The organism is Sphingomonas sp. H160509, assembly GCF_024124765.2.
Taxonomy (GTDB): Bacteria; Pseudomonadota; Alphaproteobacteria; order Sphingomonadales; family Sphingomonadaceae; genus Sphingomonas.
The window spans coordinates 1,832,599-1,854,478 of sequence record NZ_JAMXSR020000002.1 but is presented as its reverse complement, the minus strand read 5'-3'; the positions used below and the strand labels follow the sequence as shown (position 1 = coordinate 1,854,478).

Genomic DNA, 21,880 nt, shown 5'->3' with positions numbered 1-21,880 from the left:
AGTTCTTCACGTCCAGCTTGTCTTAGTAGCTGTGGTTTCGCGTTACCCTAGCAAGCATTGTTTCCCCGCGAAGGCGGGGACCCAGACTGGGCTCCCGCCTTCGCGGGGGAACAAGGTAGGGTAGGGGCTACCCTAACCGGCGCATGCATATCCGAAGGCGAAGGCGAAGGCGAAGGGCGTCGAGCGGCCGGGTAGATAATCAGGCGGGCGTTGCTTCCGCCTCCGTCCGTCGCCCTTCGGGATACGGCATCACCACCGAGCCGTCAGGTGCGGCCAACATATTCACCTGGGTCGGGAAGGCGATCTCGATCTTCTCGTCGTTGAACCGCTTCAGGATCGCAATCCCCACCGCCGTCCGGCCGTCATAGAAGCTCGCGTAATCCGGCCCCTTGCTGTCGAACTGGACCTCGAAATCGAGGCTCGACGCGCCGAAGCCTGTAAAGCCTGCCCGCGTGAAGATCTTGTCGTTGGCTTCGACGATCTCCTTCAGCATCGCAGGGATGCGCGAGCAGACCTCCGGGGGCGTCGAATAGGTGACGCCGATGACGAACTTCGCGCGGCGGTGGTTGCGTTGCGTGTTGTTGAGGATCTCCTTGTTGAGGAGGTTCTTGTTCGAGATCACGCGCTCCTCGCCGTCGATGCCGCGGATACGCGTGGATTTGAGGCCGATCGCCTCGACGCTGCCCGAAGCTGTATCGTAGCTGATCGAGTCGCCGCGGCGGAACGGACGGTCGAAAATGATCGCGAGCGCGGCGAACAGGTCGGCGAAGATGCCTTGTGCCGCCAGACCGATCGCGATGCCGCCGACGCCCAGACCCGCGACGAGGCCGGTGACGTTGACGCCGAGATTGTCGAGCACCACCACCAGCGCGACGGCAAAGACGACGAACGTGACGAGCAGGCGGATCAGGCCCATCGCGGAGAGCAGCGCTTCGCCCGAATAATGTTCGGACTGCGTGCGGTGCTCGATCGCGCCGAGGATGATCTCGCGGACCCAGACGGCCGCTTGGAACACCGCAGCGACGGTGAAGAGGAAGTTGATCGTCGTCGCGACTTCGCCGGGGGCGGCGGAATAGCCGGCGACCAGCTTGGCGGCGAGCATGACGATGAAGAAATTGCCGGTGCGGGCGATCGCCTTGCCGACGACGATGCCCCAGCCGTTCAGCGCACGCGGGCGCTCGCAGAGCTTGCTGCCGAAGCGGCGCGCGGTGTGGAGCGCGACGACGATCACCGCACCGATTCCGAACGCGATCAGGATCTGGAGCCAATAGGCTTGCACCCACGCAAAGCTTGCGGTGACGAAGCCCTGGGCCTGGTCGCCGACGTCGCCCGCGTCGAAGATCGGTTGCTTGGCGGCGGCAGTGGAATTGGTCATGGGAATACTCGTCAGGCCGCTTTTGCCAGTGTCGCAACAGCGGGCGTGCCGGCTTCGAGAAAGGCGATCAGGCCACATTCCTCGCGGCTCATGTAGCGCTTGGCGCGGGGGAGGCGGAGCGCCTTGCGGAAGGTCGATTGCCCGGTCTTCACGAGCGCGATCAGCGACGGGTGGACGTAGCTTTTTCGCGCGATCGCGTGCGTATTGCCGAGCCGGGCGACGACAGGTTCGAGCATCGTCTTGAGGCTGAGGTCCCGCTCGGCCGACGCGAGTGCCTCGAACGCGGCGACGCTGGCAGCCCAGGTCCGAAAATTCTTGGCGGTGAAATCGGTGCCGGTAACGTCGCGGATGTAGCAGTTGACGTCGGTCGAAGTGACCGGGTGCGCGACGCCGGCATCGTCGAGCCACGCGAACAGATGCTGTTCGTCGAGGTCCTGGCATTTCTTGACGAAGCTGCTGAGCGAGCGGTCGGTAATCTTGAGTGTCCGCATCTTGCCGGACTTGCCCTTGTACTGGAGTTTCAGCGTCGAGCCCTTCACTTCGCCGTGGCGCTTGCGCAGCGTGGTGGCGCCGAAGCTCTCGTTCGCCTCGGCATAGGCTTCATTGCCGATGCGGATATGGCCGCCGTCGAGTAGGCGGATGACCGCGGCGACCGCGCGTTCGCGGGTCAGCGAGCGCTTGCGGAGGTCGGCCTCGACCGCCTTGCGGATCTTGGGGAGGGCGTGGCCAAAGTCGGCGCAACGCTCGTACTTGGCGGCCTCCTGCGCTTCGCGGAAACCCAAGTGATACCGGTATTGTTTGCGCCCCTTCTCGTCCCAGCCGACCGCCTGGATATGACCGTTGGGCTTGGGGCAGAACCAGGCGTCGCGGTAGGCGGGGGCAGGCCGACCGCGTTGAGCCGGTCGATCTCGTCGCGGTCGGTGATGCGTTCGCCCTTCGCATCCCAATAGCCCCAGCCGTTCCGCATCTTCTTGCGGGTGATGCCGGGCTTGGAGTCGTCGGAATACACGATCTTGGTGGGCAATGCGGTGGTCCCTTGGGGGCGTCTGATTCTGACTATCTCTGCAAATGTTCGGGAAGGCGCATCGTTCCGGAACGAGGCGGGCTGCGCTTGGTTGAGGGGGCACGGGATTTCACTGGAGACATGACATGGCCGATCTTTCCCAAGCTCGCGTATTGATGCTCGCTGCCGATGGTTTCGAGACCGTCGAACTGTTCGAACCGCGCAAGGCGCTGGAGGCGGCGGGCGCGAAGGTGACGCTCGCGTCGATCAAGACCGACCCGATTCAGGGTATGAAGGGCGACATCAACAAGGCCGAGACGGCGACGCCCGACCTGACGCTCGACGAAGTCGATACCGACGATTACGATGCGCTGGTGCTGCCGGGTGGCGTCGCCAACCCGGACACGATGCGCCTGCAGGAGCGCGCGATCGAGATCATCACCGAGTTCATGGAGGACGGCAAGATCATCGCCGCGATCTGCCATGCCCCGTGGCTGCTCGCCGAGGCGGACGTGATCGACGGTCGCCGCGTGACGAGCTTCCCGTCGATCCGCACGGACTTGGAGAATGCGGGCGCGGACGTGGTGGACGAGGAGGTCGTGGTCGACGGCAACCTGATCACGAGCCGCAAGCCGGACGATATCCCCGCGTTCAACAAGGCGATCATCGCCGCGCTTGAGGAAGAGCTGGCCGACGAGCCGGTGGATTGACCTGTTCCCCTCCCGCTTGCGGGAGGAGTTAGGGGAGGGGAGTGGGCACCGACCTGTTACGGACGCCCCTCCCCCACCCCCTCCCGCGAGCGGGAGGGGAGCCTGTTGAGCCAGTGTTGGGCGGGGCGTTCTATTAGATGATAGAGCGCTATAGAGGTAAGCAGTACCATCACGAGATAGAGCGCGATCCTGGTTGGCGAGACTGCGGTCGCGTCGCTGACGAATGCGAGTTTGAATGCCTTCCAAAGAATGAAGTGGCTGAGATAGGTCGCGTAGCTGATCTCGCCGAGATAATGCGTCCATCTGAGTTCGAACGGATTTCCAGGCCTACCGGCGGTCAGTGCCAGCAAGAGCAGGACCGCTGCGAACAGTGCCGGCACGATCAACGTTTCCGGCGCGCCGGCGATCCAGCCTCCTGCGAAAAGCGCAGCCAACAGTGTCGCCCATACCGGGGCGCGCAAGACGCCACGCCAGCGCAACCATAGCGCGCAGACGATGCTGCCGGTCGTAAACTCTACCAGGCAGCGAAGAAGGCCGTAGCGCGGGATGTCGGTGCCGAGCGTCGGCGCGTCCATCGCCACGTGTAGGCCGACCAGCAAGCCGCCGACGATCGCCAGCAATGCCCAGCTCGGCAAACGCCGCCAGTCCACCGCCATAACCAGCAACGGAAACAGAAGGTACGCACCCAGTTCCGCGCTGATCGACCAGGCCGGGTCGTTCCAGGCAAGATGATGCGTGAAGCCCCAGTTCTGGAGCAGCAGGAAGTGGAGCGGCAATTCCGGGAAGACGAACTGCAGATCGCTGCGGCCGGTCGCGCGGAGCAGCAGGGCCAGTGCGACGGCGCCGCCCAACGTGACAAGATGCAAAGGCCAGATACGGGCGATGCGTTTTTGCAGGAAGCGTGGAATGCTTGTCCCACCGTCATGGGCGCCGCCGATACGAATGCGGTCGGACCAGGTCAGCCAGATCACGAAGCCGGACAGCAGGAAGAAGAAGTCGACCGCCAGATACCCTTTGGCGAAAACGTCGCGCAGGCTGGTAGGTAGTCCCGCGATAGACAGGCGGATGTGGTAGAAGACGACGAACCACGCGGCGATTCCGCGAACGCCGGTGAGCGCGCGCAGTTCGTGGACCGGCGCTCGGTCGATCACGTGGAGGTTACGCCGGTAGCTACAGGTTGGGAGGCAGGGGGCTCACGGCGCATCGGCCGGAACGATTGCTCGCTCCGCTTGCGCGCCAGATAGGTATCGAGGCCGATCTGCGCGCCGATCAGCATGTAGATGAACGGCTGGAACGCGATCGCGATGAACCCCGCGCCGAGCAGGTAGACGATGTGTCCGCTCTGGAGTGCGGCGGCGAGCGGGCCGGCCCAGGCGAATTCCCCGTCCGGATCGCGGTAGCGGCGACGGATGAACTCCATGCGGACGATGCCGATCAGGTTGATCGCGAGCCATATCGCCAAGCCTGGATAGCCCTGCTCGCCGAGCATCTCGAAATAGGCGCTGTGATACGCGCGCGCCTTGTCGACTTCGACCTTGGGTGCCTCGGCAGCGCCGGGTGTGGTCTTCAGATCATAGCGGATGTGGTTGCCCAGATACGCGTTGAAGCCCCCGCCGAACGGGTTCGCCTTTGCGTATTCGATCGTCCATTTCCACACCGCGAGCCGCGTCGAGGCGGACTCGTCCGCGTCATAGGTCTTGATGGTGTTCATGCGATTGGTGAAGGTCGAGGGCAGGAACGGGATCGCCGCCAGCCCCAGCACACCCAGCATCGCCAGATACGCGACCTTGCGTTTCACGTTGCGGATCGACAGCAGCGCGAGCAGGCCGATGCACAATAGCCCGGTGCGCGTCGACGTGCCGACCGGGATCAGCAGGCAGGCGAAGACGAGCGCCAGGCAATAGGCCTTCACGCGCCAGTCCGGCCTGAAGATCGTGCCGTGATGCATGAACCAGACGATGATCGGGACGATCGCGATCGCCACCGCGCTGATCGTGCTACCCTCGTACAAGCCTGAATTATTGTCGACCATCAGGTTCAACTGGCCATAGCCGCCACCGCCGCTGGCGATGGTCTTGATGCCGCCGACGACGATGATCGACGACGCGGCGAGGATCATGAACAGCAGCAGCGCCTCGATCCGGACGCGCGTGCGCAGCGTCAGGGGAGGAAGGCCGCGAAAGCGAGCGCCTTCCACACCCAGTCCCATTTCTCCTTGGCCTCGACCGGGAAGTCCGCGGCGATCGTCGTACCCCAGCAATACAGCAGCAGGACGACGATGAGCACCTGCCGCCCACCGACCCGCGTATCGCGCTTGTCGTCGGCGAGGATCCAGCCGCCGACCGCCAGCGCGACCGCGATCAGCGATATCGGCACCGAGTTGAGCAGCAGGTAGGTCAGCCGCTGCGGCGAGACGATGTCGATATAGACATAGACGAGCACGAGCAGGAATGGCCGCTTGAACCCCATTCCGAAGAACGCGAGCAGGAAGGCGATGAACGCGAGATCACGCATCGCGGCGGGGTTTCTCTATCGGCGCGGGCTTCTTTTCAGGCGCGTCGTGCGGGCTCGGCTCGCGATCGAGGTCGGGCCGCTTGAGTAGCAGGAACGCGGCGAGCATCATCAACCCGTGGCTGAGGCCGAGCGCGAGATTGTCGATCATGGTTACGGCCTCCTTCCCGGATATGCGGGCTTCGTGGAATTGTCTGTACGTCTAGTCGGTTGACGCGCCGTTAAGCGATCTGTGGCAGGGGGATAGCACGATGCGTATCCTTCATATCCTCGATCACGGCCTGCCGCTGCAAAGTGGCTACACGTTTCGCACGCGGGCGATCCTCAAGGCGCAGGAGGCGCTCGGCTGGACCGTCGCTGCGGTGACGGGGCCGCGGCACGGTGTCGCGCCTGCTTCGGTGGAGTCGGTCGACGGGCTGACCTTCCACCGTACGGATGCGGGCTTGAAGCCGGGGCCGGTCGGCGAGGTCGTCGGGATCGCGGCGTTTGCCAAGCGGATCGAGGCGGCGGTGGATGCCTTCAAGCCCGACATCCTCCACGCGCATTCGCCGGTGATCGACGCGCTTGCTGCCCTCATTGTCGCGCGGAAACGCAAGCTGCCGTTGGTGTACGAGATCCGAGCGTTCTGGGAGGACGCGGCGGTCGGCAACGGGACTGGAACCGCCACCTCGATGCGGTATCGGGCGACGCGGGCGCTGGAGACGTGGGCCGTGCGGCGTGCCGATGCCGTCGCGGTGATCTGCGAGGGCTTGCGCGATGACCTGATCGCGCGGCGGATCTCGGGTGACAAGATCATGGTCTCGCCCAACGGCGTCGACCTCGACCTGTTCGGCAACGCGCCGCCGCGTGACGATGCGCTTGGGGCTGAGCTGGGGCTTAATGGCGCGGATGTCGTCGGGTTCATCGGCAGCTTCTACGATTACGAAGGGCTCGACGATCTGATCGCGGCGATGCCTGCCCTAGTGGCGTTGCGGCCCAAAGCTCGGCTGCTGATGGTCGGCGGCGGGCCGATGGAGGCGGCTTTGCGCGCGCAGGCGGGGGCATCGCCGGTGGCGGATGCGATCGCCTTCGTTGGGCGCGTGCCGCATCAGGAGGTCGAGCGCTATTACGGGCTGGTCGATATCCTCGCCTACCCACGCAAGCGGATGCGGCTGACCGATCTGGTCACGCCGCTGAAGCCGCTGGAGGCGATGGCGCAGGGTCGGCTGGTCGCGGCCTCGGACGTCGGCGGGCACCGCGAGTTGATCCGCGATGGCGATACCGGAACGCTGTTTCCGCCCGACGATCCGGGCGCGATCGCAGAGGCGCTCGCGGGGATGTTCGCTGATCGCTCGGGGTGGGACGAGCGGCGTGCGCGGGGGCGTGCTTTCGTGCAGGAAGAGCGTAACTGGTCGTCAAACATTCGCCGTTATGCTCCAGTCTATGAACGGCTGATCGCGGCCGCGGTGCGGGAAAATTAATGGCAGAGTTTGCTCTTCGGACTTTGCAGCGCGTCAATCTGAATCGTCTGGTGCCGATCGTCGGTGCGATTGCCGGGGGCGTTATCGCGGCGGCAGGCGTGATGCTGTCGTCGGGCGATGCGCTGGAGGCGCTCGTGTCGGACACGGGGATCGCGGCGCTGATCCCGATGGCGGCACCGCCACTCGGCGCCACTGCGCGCGCGATACTCGCGCTGGGGGCGGGGGCGTTGGTCGCGGCGATCCTGTGGTCCCTCTCTGTATCTGCTGTTCGGGCCGGGTGGGGTGTTCGCCGGAGCACATCCGCGAGAGGACGGCGTGCCGATAATCCGCCGCGCCGACGCACATCCCGACGCACCGCCGCGCAAGCCGATGTCGGCAGCTGATCTCGGTACGCCCTTGATGGAGGTCGGCGTTGCGGGCGCGGCCGACGGGGCCGCGCGCGATGAGCGGGCTATTCCCGCCGATCTCGATCTGCCGCTGGCTGCCTATGATCCGAAGGCGATGCGGCCGGTGCCGATGGAGCCGGCCCGGCCGGTCGCGCCGCTGGCGCAGCCGACGATGGTCGCGCCGGTGATCGAGTCGGCGTCGACCGCCGAGCCGGACACGTTCGTGACCGCGCCTGTGCCGAAGCCGGTTGAGCCGCCGGTCGTCGAAACGTCCGAACCGGTGGAGGAGGTCAGCGCGCCGACGCCGATCGCTCGGCCTTTGCGTGCGCAGGCCAGGCCGAGCCGACTACGCCGCCGACGATCGAAACGCTGCTGCAGCGACTGGAACAGGGCGCGCTTCGTCGCGGGCGGATCGGTTCGCACTGAGGTAGGCGTGCACCGCTCGCTCTGGCGTACCCGAGCCTGCCGAAAGCACTGTTTCTCTCTTCTTGTCTCTGATACCCATAGCTCGAAAACATCGGGAGGGATCATGGCAAACGCCGAAACCGTTATGGGCGAGCCGGAGAAAGGCGCGACCCGCTACGCCTGGTACGTGCTGTCGATCCTGTTCCTCGTCTACGTCCTGAACTTCGTCGACCGGCAGATCATCTCGATTTTGGCGGAGGACATCAAGCGCGACCTGGGGCTCAAGGACCAGGATCTCGGGTTCCTGTACGGCACCGCGTTCGGCGTGTTCTATTCGCTTTTCGGTATTCCGTTGGGGCGGTTGGCGGACAATTGGCACCGCGTCAGGCTGATGACGATCGGGTTGTCGCTGTGGTCGGTGATGACCGCGCTATCGGGCTTTTCGAAGACCGGCGGACATCTTGCCGCCGCGCGGATCGGCGTCGGGATCGGCGAGGCAACCGCGAGTCCGTCGGCGTATTCGATCATCTCCGATTATTTCCCCAAGCGGCTTCGCGCGACGGCTTTGTCGATCTACTCGGCCGGATTGTACGTGGGCGGCGGCTGTTCGTTGTTCATCGGCGGGCTGATCGTACAGGGCTGGAACAAGGCCTATCCCGGCGGGGGGCACTCGGACTGGTCGGCTGGCAGGCGGCGTTCATGGCGGTCGGCGTGCCGGGGCTGTTGCTCGCGGTCTGGATCGCGACGCTGAAGGAGCCGATCCGCGGGATGGTCGAGGGGCTGCCCGAGCCAGAGAAGCATCCGGCGCCGTTCCGCGCGTTCGGTGCGGAGCTGGTGACGATCGTGCCGCCGCTGACGTTGATCGGCGCGGCGATGGGTGGTGCTCGGGCGCTCGGGTATAACCTCGTCGCGCTGGCGGTGGTGGCCGCGGCGGTGTCGGGATTGATCGCAGTCGGCGAGCCCTGGCCGCAATGGGTGGCGATTGGGATCGGCGTGTACGCGGTGTTCTCATGGGCGTCGGCGCTGAAGCGGCGGGATCCGCCGACCTTCGCGCTGATCGTCGGGACGCCGGCGTTCCTCTGCACGGTGGTGGCGTATGGGCTGAACGCATTCCCTCAGCTATGCCGCGAGTTTCTGGGCGGCGCCCCATGCGTTGCGCGAACTGGGTGCGACGCCGGCGTCGGCGGGGTTCATGATCGGCAGCCTTGGCGCGACCGCTGGGTTCCTGGGGCTGACGATCGGCGGCGTGGTGTCGGATCGGTTGCGGCAGGGTAATCCGGCGGGGCGGTTGTGGGTGGTGATCTTCGGCGCGGTAGTGCCGGTGCCGTTCCTGATCCTCGCCTTTACCGCGTCGTCGCCGGCAGCGTTCTACACGGGGATCTTCCTCGCGCAGTTGACCGCGTCGTGTGCGCTCGGGGCGGCGGCGGCGACCACGCAGGACATGGTGTTGCCGCGGATGCGCGGGACGGCGACGGCGACGTTCTTCATCGGGACGACGCTGATCGGGTTGGCGCTGGGGCCGTACATGGCGGGGCGGGTGTCGACGCTGACCGGGAGCTTGTCGATCGGGATGTTGTCGTTGCTGGTGGTGACGCCGATCACACTGGCGTGTGCGGTTGCTGCGTACCGGCTTGCGCCGGGGGCCGAGGCTACGCGAGAGGCTCGGGCGCGGGCCGCGGGAGAGGACATTTAATTCTTCCGTTCGTCCCGAGTAGTCGTCGAGTAGCTGCGTTAGCAGCGTATCGAGACGGCGTATCGAAGGACAGTTTGGTGCACGGAACCTGTGCTTCGATACGAGCCCTCGATATGCCGTCTTCGACGACTACTCGGTCCAGCACGAACGTAAATTATACACGCGAAGGCGCCCCTCCCGACGCGCGGGAGGGGCCACGCACTCACCCCGCCTGGAACACCCCGCAGGCGATCCGCCCACCGCTATTACCGGCCGGGTCGGTCATCAAATCGTCCGGACCCGCATGCACCACGAATGCCGAGCCGTCCGTGTCCATCAGGCCCGCCATCGTCGCGCCGGGGATCGTGATGCCGATCGTGCCGCGGCCGTCGGTGCCGATGACGAGGTTGGGCAGATCGCCTTCATGCGGGCCCTGTGGGTTCATGCTGCCGTGCTTCATGTTGGTCGGGTTCCAGTGACCGCCCGCGGTCGTGAAGTCGGGGGCGTCGCAGCGGCCGACCATGTGGATGTGCGCACCGTGCGTGCCGGGGGGCATCGCCTTGGCGTCGAGCGTGAAGCGGAGGCCGCCCGCGACTTCGGTGGCGGTGGCGCGGCCGACTTCGGTGCCGGTCGCGGTCTGGAGCGTCGCGGTGGCACGCTGGCCGCCGGAGACAGGTGCGCCGGTCTCCATGCCGGTCTTCTCGCAGGCGGTCAGCCCGATCGTCGCGGCGCCGAGCAGTGCCAGTGTCGCAATCCGCATAGTGTCTCTCCCTGTTGTCTCTTGGCGAACCCTTCGCCGTGGCTCAGGTTCCACCCCCCGGTATCGAGCGTCCAGCGTGCGACCGGTTCGTACGTCGCGCCGTCGCGGCCGAGATGGCTCTGGTACAGCACGAGATGCGGTAGCGGGAAGGGGCGCGCTTGTCAGCGCGGCATGCGTCGCAAGCCAGTCCTCGATAGCGAACCCGACGCCCGCCGACCGCGCCAGCCGCGCGACCGTGATGTGCGGGAGATACGCGCGATGTTCGGGTGGGAGGCCGGCACGAACGCAAGCCTGGTCGACCTTGCGGTGGAGCGCGGCGAGCGCCTCGTGCGGCGTCACGCCAGCCCATAGCGTATCGGTCCGCCCACGCTTCTCGAAGCGGCCGACTCCGGTAAGCGCGACGCTCGGGATCGGCGCGACGATCTGGCTCAAAGCGACGGCGACGTCCTCGGCGACCGGTCGTTCGACCGCGCCGATGAAGCGGAGCGTCACGTGCAGTTGCTCCCCGTCCTGCCATCGTGCGGACGGCACGCCCCTCCATTATGTCGAGCAAGGTCTGACGGATAGCGGGCGGCGGGCGGAGGGCGACGAAAAGGCGGATCATGGATTGCGACAGGTTAACCGCGAACCACCATGCCGATGCAACCACTCTGCTTGAAAAGCGTCCTGTAAAAGACGATATTCACCGTAACCGGCACCATGCCGGACAAAGGAGCTGATTTCACCATGGCTAATTGGTCTGACCCCCCGGCCCCGCGCCGCGCCGTTCGGAACGACGGCCACGGGCCAGCGTACCGAGGCCTATGACGCTGGTCTCCGGTCGTACATGCTGTCCGTGTATAACTACATGGGCTCGGCTGTCCTGCTGACGGGCATCGTCGCGATGCTGTTCGCATGGGGCGGCGCAGAGTCGCCTGCCGCACAGGTGTTCATGAGCGGCGGCATCCTGAAGTACGTCATCATGTTCTCGCCGCTCGCGATCGTGTTCGGCATGAGCTACGGCCAGAACAAGATGTCGACCGGCACGATGCAGATGCTCTTCTGGGGCTTTGCCGTCCTGATGGGCCTGTCGATGTCCACCATCTTCCTGGTCTATAGCGGCACGTCGATCGCGGGCGCGTTCTTCGCCACCGCAGCCGGTTTCGCGGGTCTCAGCCTGTACGGCTACACCACCAAGCGCGACCTGTCGGCGTTCGGGACGTTCCTGATCATCGGTGTCGTCGGCCTGCTGGTCGCGAGCCTGATCAACATGTTCCTGCAGTCGGGAGTCATGCAGCTGGTCATCAGCGGTGTCGGCGTGCTGTTGTTCGCGGGCCTCACCGCCTACGACACGCAGCGTACCAAGAGCCTGTATGCGCAGGTCGCTGGCACGGACATGGTCGGCAAGGTCGTCATAATGTCGGCGCTGAGCCTGTACCTCGATTTCATCAACATGTTCATGTTCGTGCTGCGTCTGTTTGGTAGCAGCCGCAACTAACTCCCGCTAAGGGTGTGACGAACGCAGGGCTCGGCGGGACACCGCCGGGCCCTTTTCTTTTGGCCTCGGGACAGGAATGGGACGCGCAATGCGGCTCTCGATCGACGTGCGTCTGGATTACGGGATTACGGGGGATGCCGATGTGCTCCTCCAGATCGAGGCTGCGGCGATGGCCGATCAGACGATCGAGTCCGAGTCTCTCACCTTGTGGTCCGACAGCCCGATCCGGGCAGTGCGCGGCGAGGACGGGATCGGCCAGCGGTGCTGGTCGCGCGGGCATGGGCGGTTCACGGCCGAGTATAAGGTTATCGTCGCGGTCAATCGCGAGCGTGTCCAGCTCGAGCTGTATCCGGCGACGCCGCCGCGGATGCTCGATGGCGAGCTGACGCCGTATCTGATGCCGAGCCGCTATTGTCCGTCGGACCGGTTCGAGGGCTTCGTCGCGCGTGAGTTCGGCGGGCTGGAAGGCGGTCCGCTGGCGGCGGCGCTGACCGAGTGGGTGTACCAGTCGCTCGACTACCGCTGTGGATCGAGCAGCGGCGGAGACGACCGCGCTCGATACGTTCGCGTCGCGCTCGGGGGTGTGTCGGGATTATTCGCATCTGCTCGTGTCGCTCGCGCGAGCGGGCGGGATCCCGGCGCGGTGCGTGTCGGCCTATGCGCCGGGCGTCGATCCGCCTGATTTCCATGCGGTCGCGGAGCTGTGGCTGGCGGGGGGACTGGCGGCTGATCGATGCGACCAAGATGGCGACGTGCAGTGACATCGCGCGCGTTTGTGTGGGGCGCGATGCGACCGATATCGCGTTCATGACGGTGTTCGGGCAGGCATATCTGTGGGAGCAGACGGTGAAGGTGACGCCGCTCGATTGAGCCGCTTCCCGGGGCCCTTCGCGGGGAAACAAAGCGCACTTCGACCGTTGGTCATCGCCAAGATTAAAAAGGGACGTCGCAATGACCGACATAGACAAGAGCGCGTTGGATAGCCTGTCCGTAGCGCCCGACGACAAGGATGCGGAGGGCAAGAGCTCGGGCCGCGATCCGCGTCAGGAGGCGGGCCAGGACAAGTCGATCGGCAAGCGCCTGCAGAAGAATCCCGATAGCGCCGACGCACGGCTCGACAACGGGCTCGACGAGTCGATGGACGGCAGCGATCCGATTTCGGCGACGCAGCCGGGGTCTGGTACCGAGCCGGCGAAGTCGTCGGGCTATGACGAGGATGCCGAGCGCGCGTTGCGCGAAAAGCAGGCGTAATCCTCGCATCTGCTCAACGAACAGGCGTCGGTCGGCAACGACCGGCGCTTTTTGTTGCCCAAACACCTCGCAAGACGATCAAATCGCTTAGTTTCGTTCGGTTCGTCGCAGCCTTGTTGCAGCGCAACAGCTTTCATGGTCGCTTGGTGTTACGGAAAGATGACGCGCGATAGGGTCGTTGTTAACCATCCGAGCGCATAGTCTGCCGGTTCCTTGACGAGAGCGGGGTGACGACATGGCTTCCAGAATGAAACCGGCAAAGGGGTCGATGACCCTCGCGGAGATGAAGGAATTCGCGGCTTTTCCGAGTTCGACGCAGCGGTATATCCGGCGTTCGCTCGACGTGGGCCTGGACCGCGAGGACGCGATGCAGCGCTGGTCACGCGACGTGGTCGAGGCGGCAAGCATCCGGGCGCAGGCGCGGCTGTACAACAACCTTCCCGATCTGCGCGCGATGGTGCCGGACGATAGTGGTCTCGATGCGATCGAGCCGTTCCTGGCGCCGTTGATGACGCTGGTTGCGTTCGACCTGGGGCAGGGACGGCTGACGAGTTTCTCGGCGTTGCGGTTCCTGTACGAGCGGTTGATCGGGGCTGAGGTCCGGCCTTGGCTGCCGTCGGCGTTCTGCGCGGCGGCGGCGTTGCCGCATCTGCATCCCGAACTGCGACGGAAGCTGCTCCAGTCGATCAGCGAGGCGGCTGCGACCGCGTCGGGTTGGTCGAACCGGCAGCCCGCTTTCTTCCCGTATTGGGTCGAGAAGGTGGATTCGGGGACGACCTTGGCGAGCTGAGGTCGGCAATGTACGCGCCCGCTTTACCTTCCGTTCGTGCTGAGCGAAGTCGAAGCACCTGGGTGTGGGACAAGCCCTTCGACTGCGCTCAGAGCGAACGGAAAGGGGCTTGGCGTTACCTGCACGCGCGCCAGCCGCTGGCGCCGCGGTTCGCTTGGTCGAGATGTAGGTGGTCTGCATGCGCGGCGTTGTAGTCGGGGGACAGCGTCGTCGCGAACAGCTGGCAGGCGCCGTCGCGGACGTCGCGGAGGAATGCGGCTTTGGGATCGTCGCCTTTCCAGTCTCGCGCGACGGTGATGCGGGTGCCGTCGGTCAGGCGGAATCCCGCGATGTCGACCGCGTCGGCGGTCGAGTGTTCGCTCCAGTTGTTCGAATGGCTGCCGGCGATGCGGCGGCAACTATAGCTGCCGAAATGATCGATCGTCGCGACGCGTGCGCCGAAGTGACGTTCGGCGGCAGGCTGGACGATGTCCCATTCCCACATCGCCAGCGCCGCTGCGACGGGACAGGCAACGCCTAACCCCTCAGGCGCGAAGGCGATTTTCCGAGCACCGCCGGTTAGACGCACGCCGTCTGCATAGCCGCATTGCCCCTCGCCCTTGAGCGGCGGCAGGACGGTGTAGCGGACGCCGGCGCGGTCGAGCAGCGCGCGGCATTGCGGGAAATCCTCAGTCAGCGCGGTGAGCTTGCGGCCCGTGAACAGGCCGACCGGCTGGCCGAGATCAAGCGGCGCCCAAGGTACGTCCTGCGGCCGTCCCCGCAGGCTAGCCCACAGCATCAGCGCGAGCGTCGCGATGACGACCAGCGCCACCAGCCACCCGATCGTCCTTCGCACCGCGCGCATGTCAGCCGCGCACCGCGTCCGACATCGGCTCCGACGTTATCGGATAACCGAGGTCGTCGGGGATGCAGAGATGCTCGACGCCGTCGCGCATCTCTGACCACGGCGTGACGGTGCGGATGGGATGCGCGCGGGCGTTAGCGACCGCGGCACTGAAATCCGTGAACTGCGCGAGACGTTCGAGATTGCGGCGGGTCGGGAAGATGATCGTCGCGCGTCCGGCGTCGGTCTCGGCGAGAATGTGCGCCGCGGTGGCCCAGAACAGACTGACGTTTTCGGTCTCGTCGACCCGCGCCGCGGGGGCGTCGACGGGCAAGCGCGCCAGATAGAAGCGCGTGTCGAAGATGCGCGCATGGGCGTGTGCTGGTCGCCAGCGGGCGAAATATTCCAGTGCATCGAGATCGAGGGATGTGCCTGCGTCCGCCAATGCTTCGCCGAACGCGGTGCCGGTGTGGAGGGCGGCGCGCAACCGCTCAAAGGCCTGGATTGAGGGCATCGATGACAGGCCGATCGGCAGCCCAGCCTCCTCGATCGTCTCGCGGATCGCGGCGATACGCGCGGCGGTTTCGTCGTTGGGGCGGCCGAGCAAAGCCGCCAGCGCGTGGTCGCCGGGATCGACGCGGCCGCCGGGGAATACCAGTGCGCCGCCCGCGAACGCCATCGCCTTGGCACGCTCGACCATCAGCAGTTCCGGGGGGCCGGCCGGCGTGTCGCGGAAGATGACGAGCGTCGCGGCGGGGATGGCGGGGGAAGCGCGTCGGTCATTGGCTTTGGTAACGCGCGAGGGCGGGATCGGGTAGCGTCGTGGGGTGAAGTGGGTATGCTCCTGCGTCCCAACTTTGCGAAGGCTGGTCTCGTGCGCGCTTGGTTGCTGCGCCGACGGAATTGCTTACCCTCGGAAAGTTCATGATCGTATCGTGAGGCTTGCCGATATGGGTTCCCGCCTCCGCGGGAATGACGGTGGTGGTCAGTCTTCGAGCATCGCCGACAGAGCAGGCGACAGGTACTCCTGCGCAGTGCCGTCGATCTCGGTGATAAGGCGTGCGGCGATGCCGTTGGCGTTTGCGAGCTCGATGCCCTGTAGCGGCCCCAGCACGGTGAGTGCGGTCGCCCAGGCGTCGGCGTCGAGCGCGGTCTCGTGGATGACGCTGGCGGACACGACGCCGGTATCGATCGGGCGTCCGGTGCGTGGATCTAGCGTGTGGGCGCCGCGGCGGTAGTCGCCGGAGGTTGCTACTGCCTGGCCGTGCAGCGCGATCCGGAGCGGGGGGAGTGTCAGGCCGGGCGGGCTTTCGAGGTCGACCCACCAGGGATCGCCGTCCGGCTTGATCCCGTGACCGGCGAGTTCGCCGCCGATCTCGACCAGCGCGTTAGTGATACCGGCGTCGTGCAGCAGGTCGGCGACGGCGTCGACCGCGTGGCCCTTGGCGATGCCCGACAGGTCGAGCTTGGTGCCGCCGGGTTGGCGAAGATGCGCGCCGGTGGGGGCGAACGAGAGTCGGGACCAGCCCGATGTCGCGCGAGCCGTCTCGATTTCGAGTATGCCTGGGGGGCAAGCGACGGGGACGGGGCCGAAACCCCAGGCATCGACGAGCCTGCCGATCGTCGGATCGAACGCGCCGCCGGTTATCTCGGCGATCGCCAGGCCGCGCGTCATGACATGCGCGAAGTCGAGCGGGAGCGTCGTCCAGGTGCCGCCCGGCGACCGGTTGAAGCGGGACAGGAGCGAGTCCGGTGCCCAGTGGCTCATCTCCGCGACGAGCCCGGCCAGCCGCGCGACGATCGCGGACCGGATCGACGACGCGTCGGTACCGGCGGGCGCAGCGAAGCGCACGCTCCACGACGTCCCCATCGTCTCGCCGTGTAGATCGAGCACCACCGCCGACGGATCGCGCGCCGCGAACGCCGCGGCGTCGATCGTCGGTGGCAGCGCGATCCTCATGCCGCCAAACTCATGCCGAACGCCTCAGGGCGTGAGGACTTCGAGCGTCGTGACGTAGCTCATCCGGCGCTCTGTCGCGCGTGGCGAGGTCGCCTTGGCGTCGGTCAGCGTCGCGTTGAGCCAGTACATCCCGGCGGTCGGCCACGAGACGCTCAACACGCCGTCCGCGCCGGTGGTCAACTCGCGCGCGCCCTCGTCGTTGCGATAGCGCTTGCCGCCTGGAATCACTGTCACCTTCAACCCCGCCGCGAGTTTGCCGTCGACCAGGAAGCGGAACTTGGCGGTCTCGCCCGCGACCAGTTCGTCGGGGTGCGTGATCGGTGCGAACTCTAGGCCCTTGCCGGTCGGCTTGAAGACGTTGGTGGTCGGCGCGCCCGCGGTCACGAAGATCTCGTTGCGGCCCGATACCTCGGTGACCTTAACGTCGGTCGCGTTGGCGGGGATGTCGGCGACGGTCAGCGGGGCAGGCGCGTTCGGCTGCGGCGGACCACGACGACCGCCGAGGCGCTTCTCGACGCCATCGACCTTGAAGCTGCCCATGACGGCGGACATTTGCGTGCCGATCTTCCAGGTGCCCGGCTTGTCGAGCTTCACGTCGAACACCGAGCGATAGCGCCCGGTCGCGCCGTTCTGCAGTGCGCCTTCACTACCGTCGGGCTGCCACACCTTCATGCCGTCGAGGCGGAGCGGCTGGTGATCGAAGAAGAACAGGTCGTTCGAGACGGCGGCGTCGACCGTCACCCAGCCGTCGGTCCCTGAGAACACCGTGGCCGACGGCAACAGCCACATGCGGTGCGCCGACAGCGCGGCGGGGATCGACAACAGCGCGGCGGCGGCCATCAGGCGTGCGACAAAAGGCTTCATGCTGTGATCCTTAGCGGGCGGAGATGGCGACGGCGCCGAGCTCGGTCTTACCCGTGGTGCGGGCTCCGGCGGTAAGCGGTACGGAGACGAGTTCGCGACCACCGGTCTCGCGCGCAGCCTCGACATTGAGGACATACTGGCCGGGTTTGACGTCGGCGGGCAGGGGGATGGTGTACTGGCCCGGCGTCCGCGTCGCGCCGCTGACGCCGTCGGCGGGCATCGTCATGCTGCGGCCGCCCTTGCGCCACCATGCGCGCAGGTCCGCGAGCCATTTGGTACCGGGATCGTTGCCGCGCTTCTTGAGGTCGTACCAGACCGCCAGCGTCCGCGGCGCGCCGCCGCCGACCGGCTCCAGCCATACCGCGACATAGGGGCGATGATATTCGGCGACGTCGAGCCGCGGAACCGTGATCGTCACCGCACCGGGCGGCGCTGCAACCGCAGGCGACAACAGGGCAGGCGCGGTGATCGCCCCGCCGAGCAACAGGAACGCGGTAGGACGCATGGCGAAACCCCTCAATGGATGAACAGTATGGCGAGCAAGACGGGAAGCGCGAGTCCGGCCGCGACGATCGGCCAGGTCGAGGGCCGGTGCCGCGCGTGGAGTTGCAGCAGCAGGAGCCCGGTGAGCGTGAAGAGGATGCACGCCCCTGCGAAGACGTCGATGAACCGGAACCACGCCGCGCCCGCGTTTCGACCCTTGTGCAGGTCGTTCAGATACGAGATCCAGCCACGATCGGTGGTTTCCGCGGTGATCGCGCCGGTCGCGCGCGCAATGCTGACCCAGCCGTCGCCGCCGGGGCGGGGCAAGGCGACATAGGCGTCGCTATCGGACCATTCGACGGGCTTGCCGGCGGGATCGAGCCCGACCGCGTTCGCGACCGCCTTGGCGACGGGAACGGGGAGCGGCGCGTCGGCGGTATGCGGTGCGCTGAGCATGTGGAGCAGCGAGCGCGGTAACGTCCCGCTTTTCTCCACGACCACCGGTTTGGCACCGATCGACGCGGCGTGATTGAGCGTGATGCCGGTGATCGCGAACAACAGCATCGCGGTCAGCGACAGCGCCGCGCTGATCCAGTGCCAACTGTGCAATTGCTTGAGCCACCAGCTTCGCCATTTGCGTTTGCGCTTGGCGATCGTCGCGGGCGACGGGGAAGTTTGGGACGCGTTCACGCTGATCCGCCTATCGGCTCGCAACAGGCAGATCAAGGCTATTGAGAATAGTTAGCAGAAAAGGCGGGTGGTGCTTCGACGTTTCGTACGTCGAGGCACCAGCGATCAGCCCCCGCGGCGCGCGCGTTCGGCCATTTCGTTCAACTGCACGACGGCTTCCGGAAAGCGATGATCGGCTTCGGCATTGCGCAACGGCCGAACACGTTCGACGAGTATCTCGTTAGGCGTGGGCTGCTGCGTCCAAAGCGCCATGACCTCATCCGCAAACGCCTCCAGCGGCATGTAGCCGGGGCGCGTTTCCTGCCCGGGGGTAAGACCGGTCTGCACGCCGGGGGGCGCGATCTCGACCACCTCGACCTTGCCGTCCAGGACGCGACGCAAGGACACGGTGTAGGAATGGATCGCCGCCTTGGTCGCCGAATAGGTGGGTGCGGCGGTCAGTGGGACATAGGCAAGCCCGGACGTCAGGTTGACGATCGTGCCGCCGGACTGTGCCGCAAGATGATCGACCAGCGCATTGGTCAGCCGGATCGGACCCAGCAGATTGGTGACGATCGTGGCCTCCGCATCGGTCAGATCACGGCGGGTCGCGGCGTCCTCCAGCTTCATGATGCCGGCATTGTTGACCAGTACGTTGAGTGCGGGATGTTCGGCGACGACGCGCTTGGCAAAGTCCTCGATCGCGGCGGGGTCGTCGATGTCGAGCGTGATCGCACTCATGTTCTCCCGCCCTGCGATCGCCTCGTCGAGCGCTTCCTGACGTCGGCCGGCAACGATCACCGCGTTGCCCGCATCGTGGAGACGCTGCGCCAGCGCGGCGCCAATACCCGACCCGCCGCCGGTGATGAGGATAGTGTTGCCGGTTGGGTTCATGGTGCGTCTCCTGATGATAGCGGCCGTACAACGCAGGCCATGCGCGTTCGGTCCCCATCGATCAGGGGGTCGGCTTCTACATAGCCTCGACCGTGCCCACCGACGCAGGATGGCGGCGACTGTGCGTGGCCTCCCTACGAACGCTGACGACCACCGCGATCAGCCCGAGTGCCGACGAGACGGCACCCGCCATCGCCACCGCCGGATACCCGAACCCTGCCGCGATCACGCCACCGCCGACTGCTGCGCCGATCGCGTTGCCCAGGTTGAACGCGCCGATGTTCATGGCGGATGCGAGGTTGGGCGCGTCCGCCGCGGCATGCATCACGCGGATCTGCAGCGGCGGAACGAGCGCGAAACTCGCAATACCCCAGAGGAAGATCAGAACCGCGGTCGGAATCTTGAATGGCATCAGCAGTGCGAACACGATCAGGATTATCGTTAGCGAGGCGAGTGTGATGATCAACGTCTTGTCGACCGAGCGATCGGCGAAACGGCCGCCGAGCCAGTTGCCGAGCGTCAGCCCCAGGCCGTAGGTCACCAGCATCGCGGTAATGTAGCCGAGCGAGGCGTGGGTCACTTCGCGCAAGATCGGCGTGATGTAGGTGAACACGGTGAACATCGCGCTCGCGCCCACCACGGTCAGGCCCAGCGCGCCGAGCACGGGGCCCCGTGTCAGCACACGCAGTTCCGCCATCGCATCGCTGCCCTCGGGCGCGGGCAGAGCCGGCAAGGTCAGCCGCAGTGCCGCCATCGTCGCCACGCCGAGCGCCGATATGCCCCAGAACGACGCGCGCCAGCCGAGATGGTCGCCTGCCCAGGTCGCGAGCGGCACGCCGACGACGTTCGCGATCGTCAGGCCCATGAACATCGCCGCCACCGCGCCCGCGCGTCGTTCCGCCGGTACGAGGCTGGCCGCCACGATCGACCCGACGCCGAAGAACGCGCCGTGGTTGAACGAGGTCAGGATGCGTGCGGCCATCAGCATGCCGTAGCCGGTCGATACCGCCGCGAGCAAATTGCCGATGGTGAAAATACTGGCGAGTGCGATCAGCAGCGTCCGCCGCGGCACCCGCCCGGTGGTCAACGTCATCAATGGCGCACCAATGACAACGCCGAGCGCATAGGCGCTGATCAGCAATCCCGCGGTCGGGATCGACACGCCGAGATCGGTCGCGATGACCGGAAGCAGCCCCATCGGCGCGAATTCGGTCACGCCGATGCCGAACGCGCCGACGGCGAGGGCCAGCAGGCCGGGATTGAGTTTCATGATGTCATTCCTCAGACCAGCGCAGGGTTTAGCCGGGCGAAACCCTCTTGCTGGCGATAGGGCGTATGGGGGGTAGGGCGGCAGCACATCGCTGGTCGTATCGAGCACAGCGACCTGTGCGGCCGTCAGTTCCCAGCCGACCGCCCCTAGATTGTCGCGCAACTGGGCTTCGTTGCGTGCGCCGATGATGACGGACGATACGGTCGGGCGGCGCAACAGCCAGTTGATCGCGACCTGCGGCACGGTCTTGCCCGTCTCCGCCGCGACCGCCTCGAGCGCGTCGATCACGCGGTAGAGGTGCTCGGCCTCGACCGGCGGTGCGAACTGTTCGGTGTCATGCAGGCGGCTGCCCGCGGGGGATCGGCCGGTCGCGCCCGATCTTGCCGGTCAGGCGACCCCAGCCAAGCGGGCTCCACACCAGCGCGCCGACTCCCTGGTCCGCGCCGACCGGCATCAGGTCCGCCTCGTACGCGCGGCCGATCAGCGAGTAATAGACTTGGTGCGCGACTAGCCGCGGCGAGCCGTTGCGGTCGGCGATGCCTTGCGCCTTCATGAGCTGCCAGCCGGGATAGTTGGACACGCCCACATAGCGGACCTTGCCCGCAGCGATCAGCGTGTCGAGCGCGCCCATCACCTCCTCCGTCGGGGTCGATGCATCGAAGGCGTGAAGCTGGAGAAGGTCGACGTAATCGGTCCCTAACCGCCGCAACGAATCCTCGACCGCGCGGATCAGCCGCGACCGCGACGCGCCCCAGTCCTGCGGGCCGTCACCCATCGGCAGGCCGGTCTTGGTCGAGATCAACACCCGGTCGCGCCGCCCCTTGATCGCCGCGCCGAGCACGGACTCCGAGGCGCCGTTGGAATAGACGTCGGCGGTGTCGAACAATGTCACGCCCGCCTCCAGGCAGACATCGACCAGCCGTCGTGCTTCGGTCTCGTCGCTGCGTCCCCACGCGCCGAACAACGGCCCGGTGCCGCCGAAGGTCGCGGTGCCGAAGCTCAACACGGGAACACGCAAGCCCGATGATCCCAATTGCCGATAGTCCATGTGCGTATCCCCGATGTTCGCGTTGGTGCATAGATGGACGGTATGGTGCCCCCTTATTAGACGATGTGA

General features: G+C 66.0%; 20 protein-coding genes and 5 pseudogenes. 9 read left to right on the top strand and 16 right to left on the bottom strand.

Annotated features, from left to right (window positions below; all coding sequences use genetic code 11):
• Positions 1–199: 199 nt before the first annotated feature.
• Complete coding sequence (locus NHF48_RS10735) at positions 200–1,375, bottom strand: mechanosensitive ion channel family protein (protein ID WP_253071097.1); 1,176 nt, start codon at positions 1,373–1,375, stop codon at positions 200–202.
• A gap of 11 nt (positions 1,376–1,386) precedes the next feature.
• A pseudogene (locus NHF48_RS10730) lies at positions 1,387–2,342 on the bottom strand (DNA topoisomerase IB).
• Between the two features lie 182 nt (positions 2,343–2,524).
• Here NHF48_RS10730 and NHF48_RS10725 point away from each other — a divergent pair.
• A complete protein-coding gene (locus NHF48_RS10725; protein ID WP_253071096.1) occupies positions 2,525–3,088 on the top strand; it encodes a type 1 glutamine amidotransferase domain-containing protein in 564 nt (187 codons plus the stop codon).
• Between the two features lie 56 nt (positions 3,089–3,144).
• On the opposite strand, the gene NHF48_RS10720 is transcribed toward NHF48_RS10725, so the two are convergent.
• The 3 genes and pseudogenes from NHF48_RS10720 to NHF48_RS10710 form a co-directional block, all read right to left on the bottom strand.
• The gene (locus NHF48_RS10720) at positions 3,145–4,239 is read right to left on the bottom strand and encodes an acyltransferase family protein (RefSeq protein ID WP_253071095.1); all 1,095 of its coding nucleotides are present in this window, start codon (positions 4,237–4,239) and stop codon (positions 3,145–3,147) included.
• A pseudogene (locus tag NHF48_RS10715) lies at positions 4,236–5,602 on the bottom strand (putative O-glycosylation ligase, exosortase A system-associated). The gene NHF48_RS10720 and the pseudogene NHF48_RS10715 overlap by 4 nt, the downstream one beginning before the upstream one ends.
• A complete protein-coding gene (locus tag NHF48_RS10710; protein WP_168711666.1) occupies positions 5,595–5,750 on the bottom strand; it encodes a hypothetical protein in 156 nt (51 codons plus the stop codon). The pseudogene NHF48_RS10715 and the gene NHF48_RS10710 overlap by 8 nt, the downstream one beginning before the upstream one ends.
• 100 nt (positions 5,751–5,850) lie before the next feature.
• Here NHF48_RS10710 and NHF48_RS10705 point away from each other — a divergent pair, with 100 nt between their 5' ends.
• The 3 genes and pseudogenes from NHF48_RS10705 (at position 5,851) to NHF48_RS10695 (ending at position 9,543) form a co-directional block, all read left to right on the top strand.
• On the top strand, positions 5,851–7,059 hold the full coding sequence (locus NHF48_RS10705; RefSeq protein ID WP_253071094.1) for a TIGR04063 family PEP-CTERM/XrtA system glycosyltransferase: 1,209 nt from the start codon (positions 5,851–5,853) through the stop codon (positions 7,057–7,059).
• Positions 7,059–7,442: a hypothetical protein gene (locus NHF48_RS10700; protein WP_253071093.1), complete on the top strand. Its 384-nt coding sequence runs from the start codon at positions 7,059–7,061 to the stop codon at positions 7,440–7,442. The genes NHF48_RS10705 and NHF48_RS10700 overlap by 1 nt, the downstream gene beginning before the upstream one ends.
• A gap of 532 nt (positions 7,443–7,974) precedes the next feature.
• Positions 7,975–9,543: pseudogene (locus tag NHF48_RS10695) on the top strand (spinster family MFS transporter).
• Between the two features lie 202 nt (positions 9,544–9,745).
• Here NHF48_RS10695 and NHF48_RS25950 read toward each other — a convergent pair.
• A complete protein-coding gene (locus tag NHF48_RS25950; protein ID WP_253071092.1) occupies positions 9,746–10,282 on the bottom strand; it encodes a superoxide dismutase family protein in 537 nt (178 codons plus the stop codon).
• A 243-nt stretch (positions 10,283–10,525) separates the two neighbouring features.
• Positions 10,526–10,774: pseudogene (locus NHF48_RS25945) on the bottom strand (2'-5' RNA ligase family protein); the annotation flags it as partial.
• 234 nt (positions 10,775–11,008) lie between these two features.
• Between NHF48_RS25945 and NHF48_RS10680 the strand changes: the two are divergent.
• From NHF48_RS10680 to NHF48_RS10665, 5 genes and pseudogenes are all read left to right on the top strand, one after another.
• Positions 11,009–11,759: pseudogene (locus tag NHF48_RS10680) on the top strand (Bax inhibitor-1/YccA family protein).
• A gap of 524 nt (positions 11,760–12,283) precedes the next feature.
• Complete coding sequence (locus tag NHF48_RS24995; protein WP_342454627.1) at positions 12,284–12,520, top strand: transglutaminase-like domain-containing protein; 237 nt, start codon at positions 12,284–12,286, stop codon at positions 12,518–12,520.
• Entirely contained in the window at positions 12,447–12,629 is a 183-nt protein-coding gene (locus NHF48_RS24990) for a hypothetical protein (protein WP_342454774.1), read from the top strand. Before NHF48_RS24995 ends, NHF48_RS24990 begins: the two co-directional genes overlap by 74 nt.
• Before the next feature lie 81 nt (positions 12,630–12,710).
• The gene (locus NHF48_RS10670; RefSeq protein ID WP_056051272.1) at positions 12,711–13,010 is read left to right on the top strand and encodes a hypothetical protein; all 300 of its coding nucleotides are present in this window, start codon (positions 12,711–12,713) and stop codon (positions 13,008–13,010) included.
• Between the two features lie 235 nt (positions 13,011–13,245).
• Positions 13,246–13,800 (top strand): hypothetical protein, encoded by a 555-nt coding sequence (locus NHF48_RS10665; protein WP_253071091.1) that lies wholly within the window; start codon positions 13,246–13,248, stop codon positions 13,798–13,800.
• A gap of 115 nt (positions 13,801–13,915) precedes the next feature.
• Here NHF48_RS10665 and NHF48_RS10660 read toward each other — a convergent pair whose 3' ends face one another.
• The 9 genes from NHF48_RS10660 to NHF48_RS10620 all read right to left on the bottom strand — a co-directional run bounded on the left by NHF48_RS10660 (position 13,916) and on the right by NHF48_RS10620 (position 21,811).
• On the bottom strand, positions 13,916–14,644 hold the full coding sequence (locus NHF48_RS10660) for an extensin-like domain-containing protein (RefSeq protein WP_253071090.1): 729 nt from the start codon (positions 14,642–14,644) through the stop codon (positions 13,916–13,918).
• A gap of 1 nt (position 14,645) precedes the next feature.
• Entirely contained in the window at positions 14,646–15,383 is a 738-nt protein-coding gene (locus NHF48_RS10655) for an NUDIX hydrolase (protein WP_342454742.1), read from the bottom strand.
• 225 nt (positions 15,384–15,608) lie between these two features.
• Positions 15,609–16,583, bottom strand: coding sequence for an FAD:protein FMN transferase (locus tag NHF48_RS10650; protein WP_253071088.1), 975 nt, complete (start codon positions 16,581–16,583; stop codon positions 15,609–15,611).
• A gap of 24 nt (positions 16,584–16,607) precedes the next feature.
• Positions 16,608–17,447 carry a DUF4198 domain-containing protein gene (locus tag NHF48_RS10645; protein WP_253071087.1) on the bottom strand — a complete coding sequence of 280 codons (840 nt, stop codon included), beginning with the start codon at positions 17,445–17,447 and terminating at the stop codon, positions 16,608–16,610.
• Positions 17,448–17,457: 10 nt separating this feature from the next.
• A complete protein-coding gene (locus tag NHF48_RS10640; protein ID WP_253071086.1) occupies positions 17,458–17,952 on the bottom strand; it encodes a DUF2271 domain-containing protein in 495 nt (164 codons plus the stop codon).
• A gap of 11 nt (positions 17,953–17,963) precedes the next feature.
• Positions 17,964–18,620: a PepSY-associated TM helix domain-containing protein gene (locus NHF48_RS10635; RefSeq protein WP_253071085.1), complete on the bottom strand. Its 657-nt coding sequence runs from the start codon at positions 18,618–18,620 to the stop codon at positions 17,964–17,966.
• A gap of 105 nt (positions 18,621–18,725) precedes the next feature.
• On the bottom strand, positions 18,726–19,493 hold the full coding sequence (locus tag NHF48_RS10630; RefSeq protein ID WP_056065312.1) for an SDR family oxidoreductase: 768 nt from the start codon (positions 19,491–19,493) through the stop codon (positions 18,726–18,728).
• Positions 19,494–19,569: 76 nt separating this feature from the next.
• Entirely contained in the window at positions 19,570–21,051 is a 1,482-nt protein-coding gene (locus tag NHF48_RS10625; RefSeq protein ID WP_253071084.1) for an MFS transporter, read from the bottom strand.
• Positions 21,052–21,097: 46 nt separating this feature from the next.
• Positions 21,098–21,811 carry an aldo/keto reductase gene (locus tag NHF48_RS10620; protein ID WP_253071083.1) on the bottom strand — a complete coding sequence of 238 codons (714 nt, stop codon included), beginning with the start codon at positions 21,809–21,811 and terminating at the stop codon, positions 21,098–21,100.
• Positions 21,812–21,880: the final 69 nt, after the last annotated feature.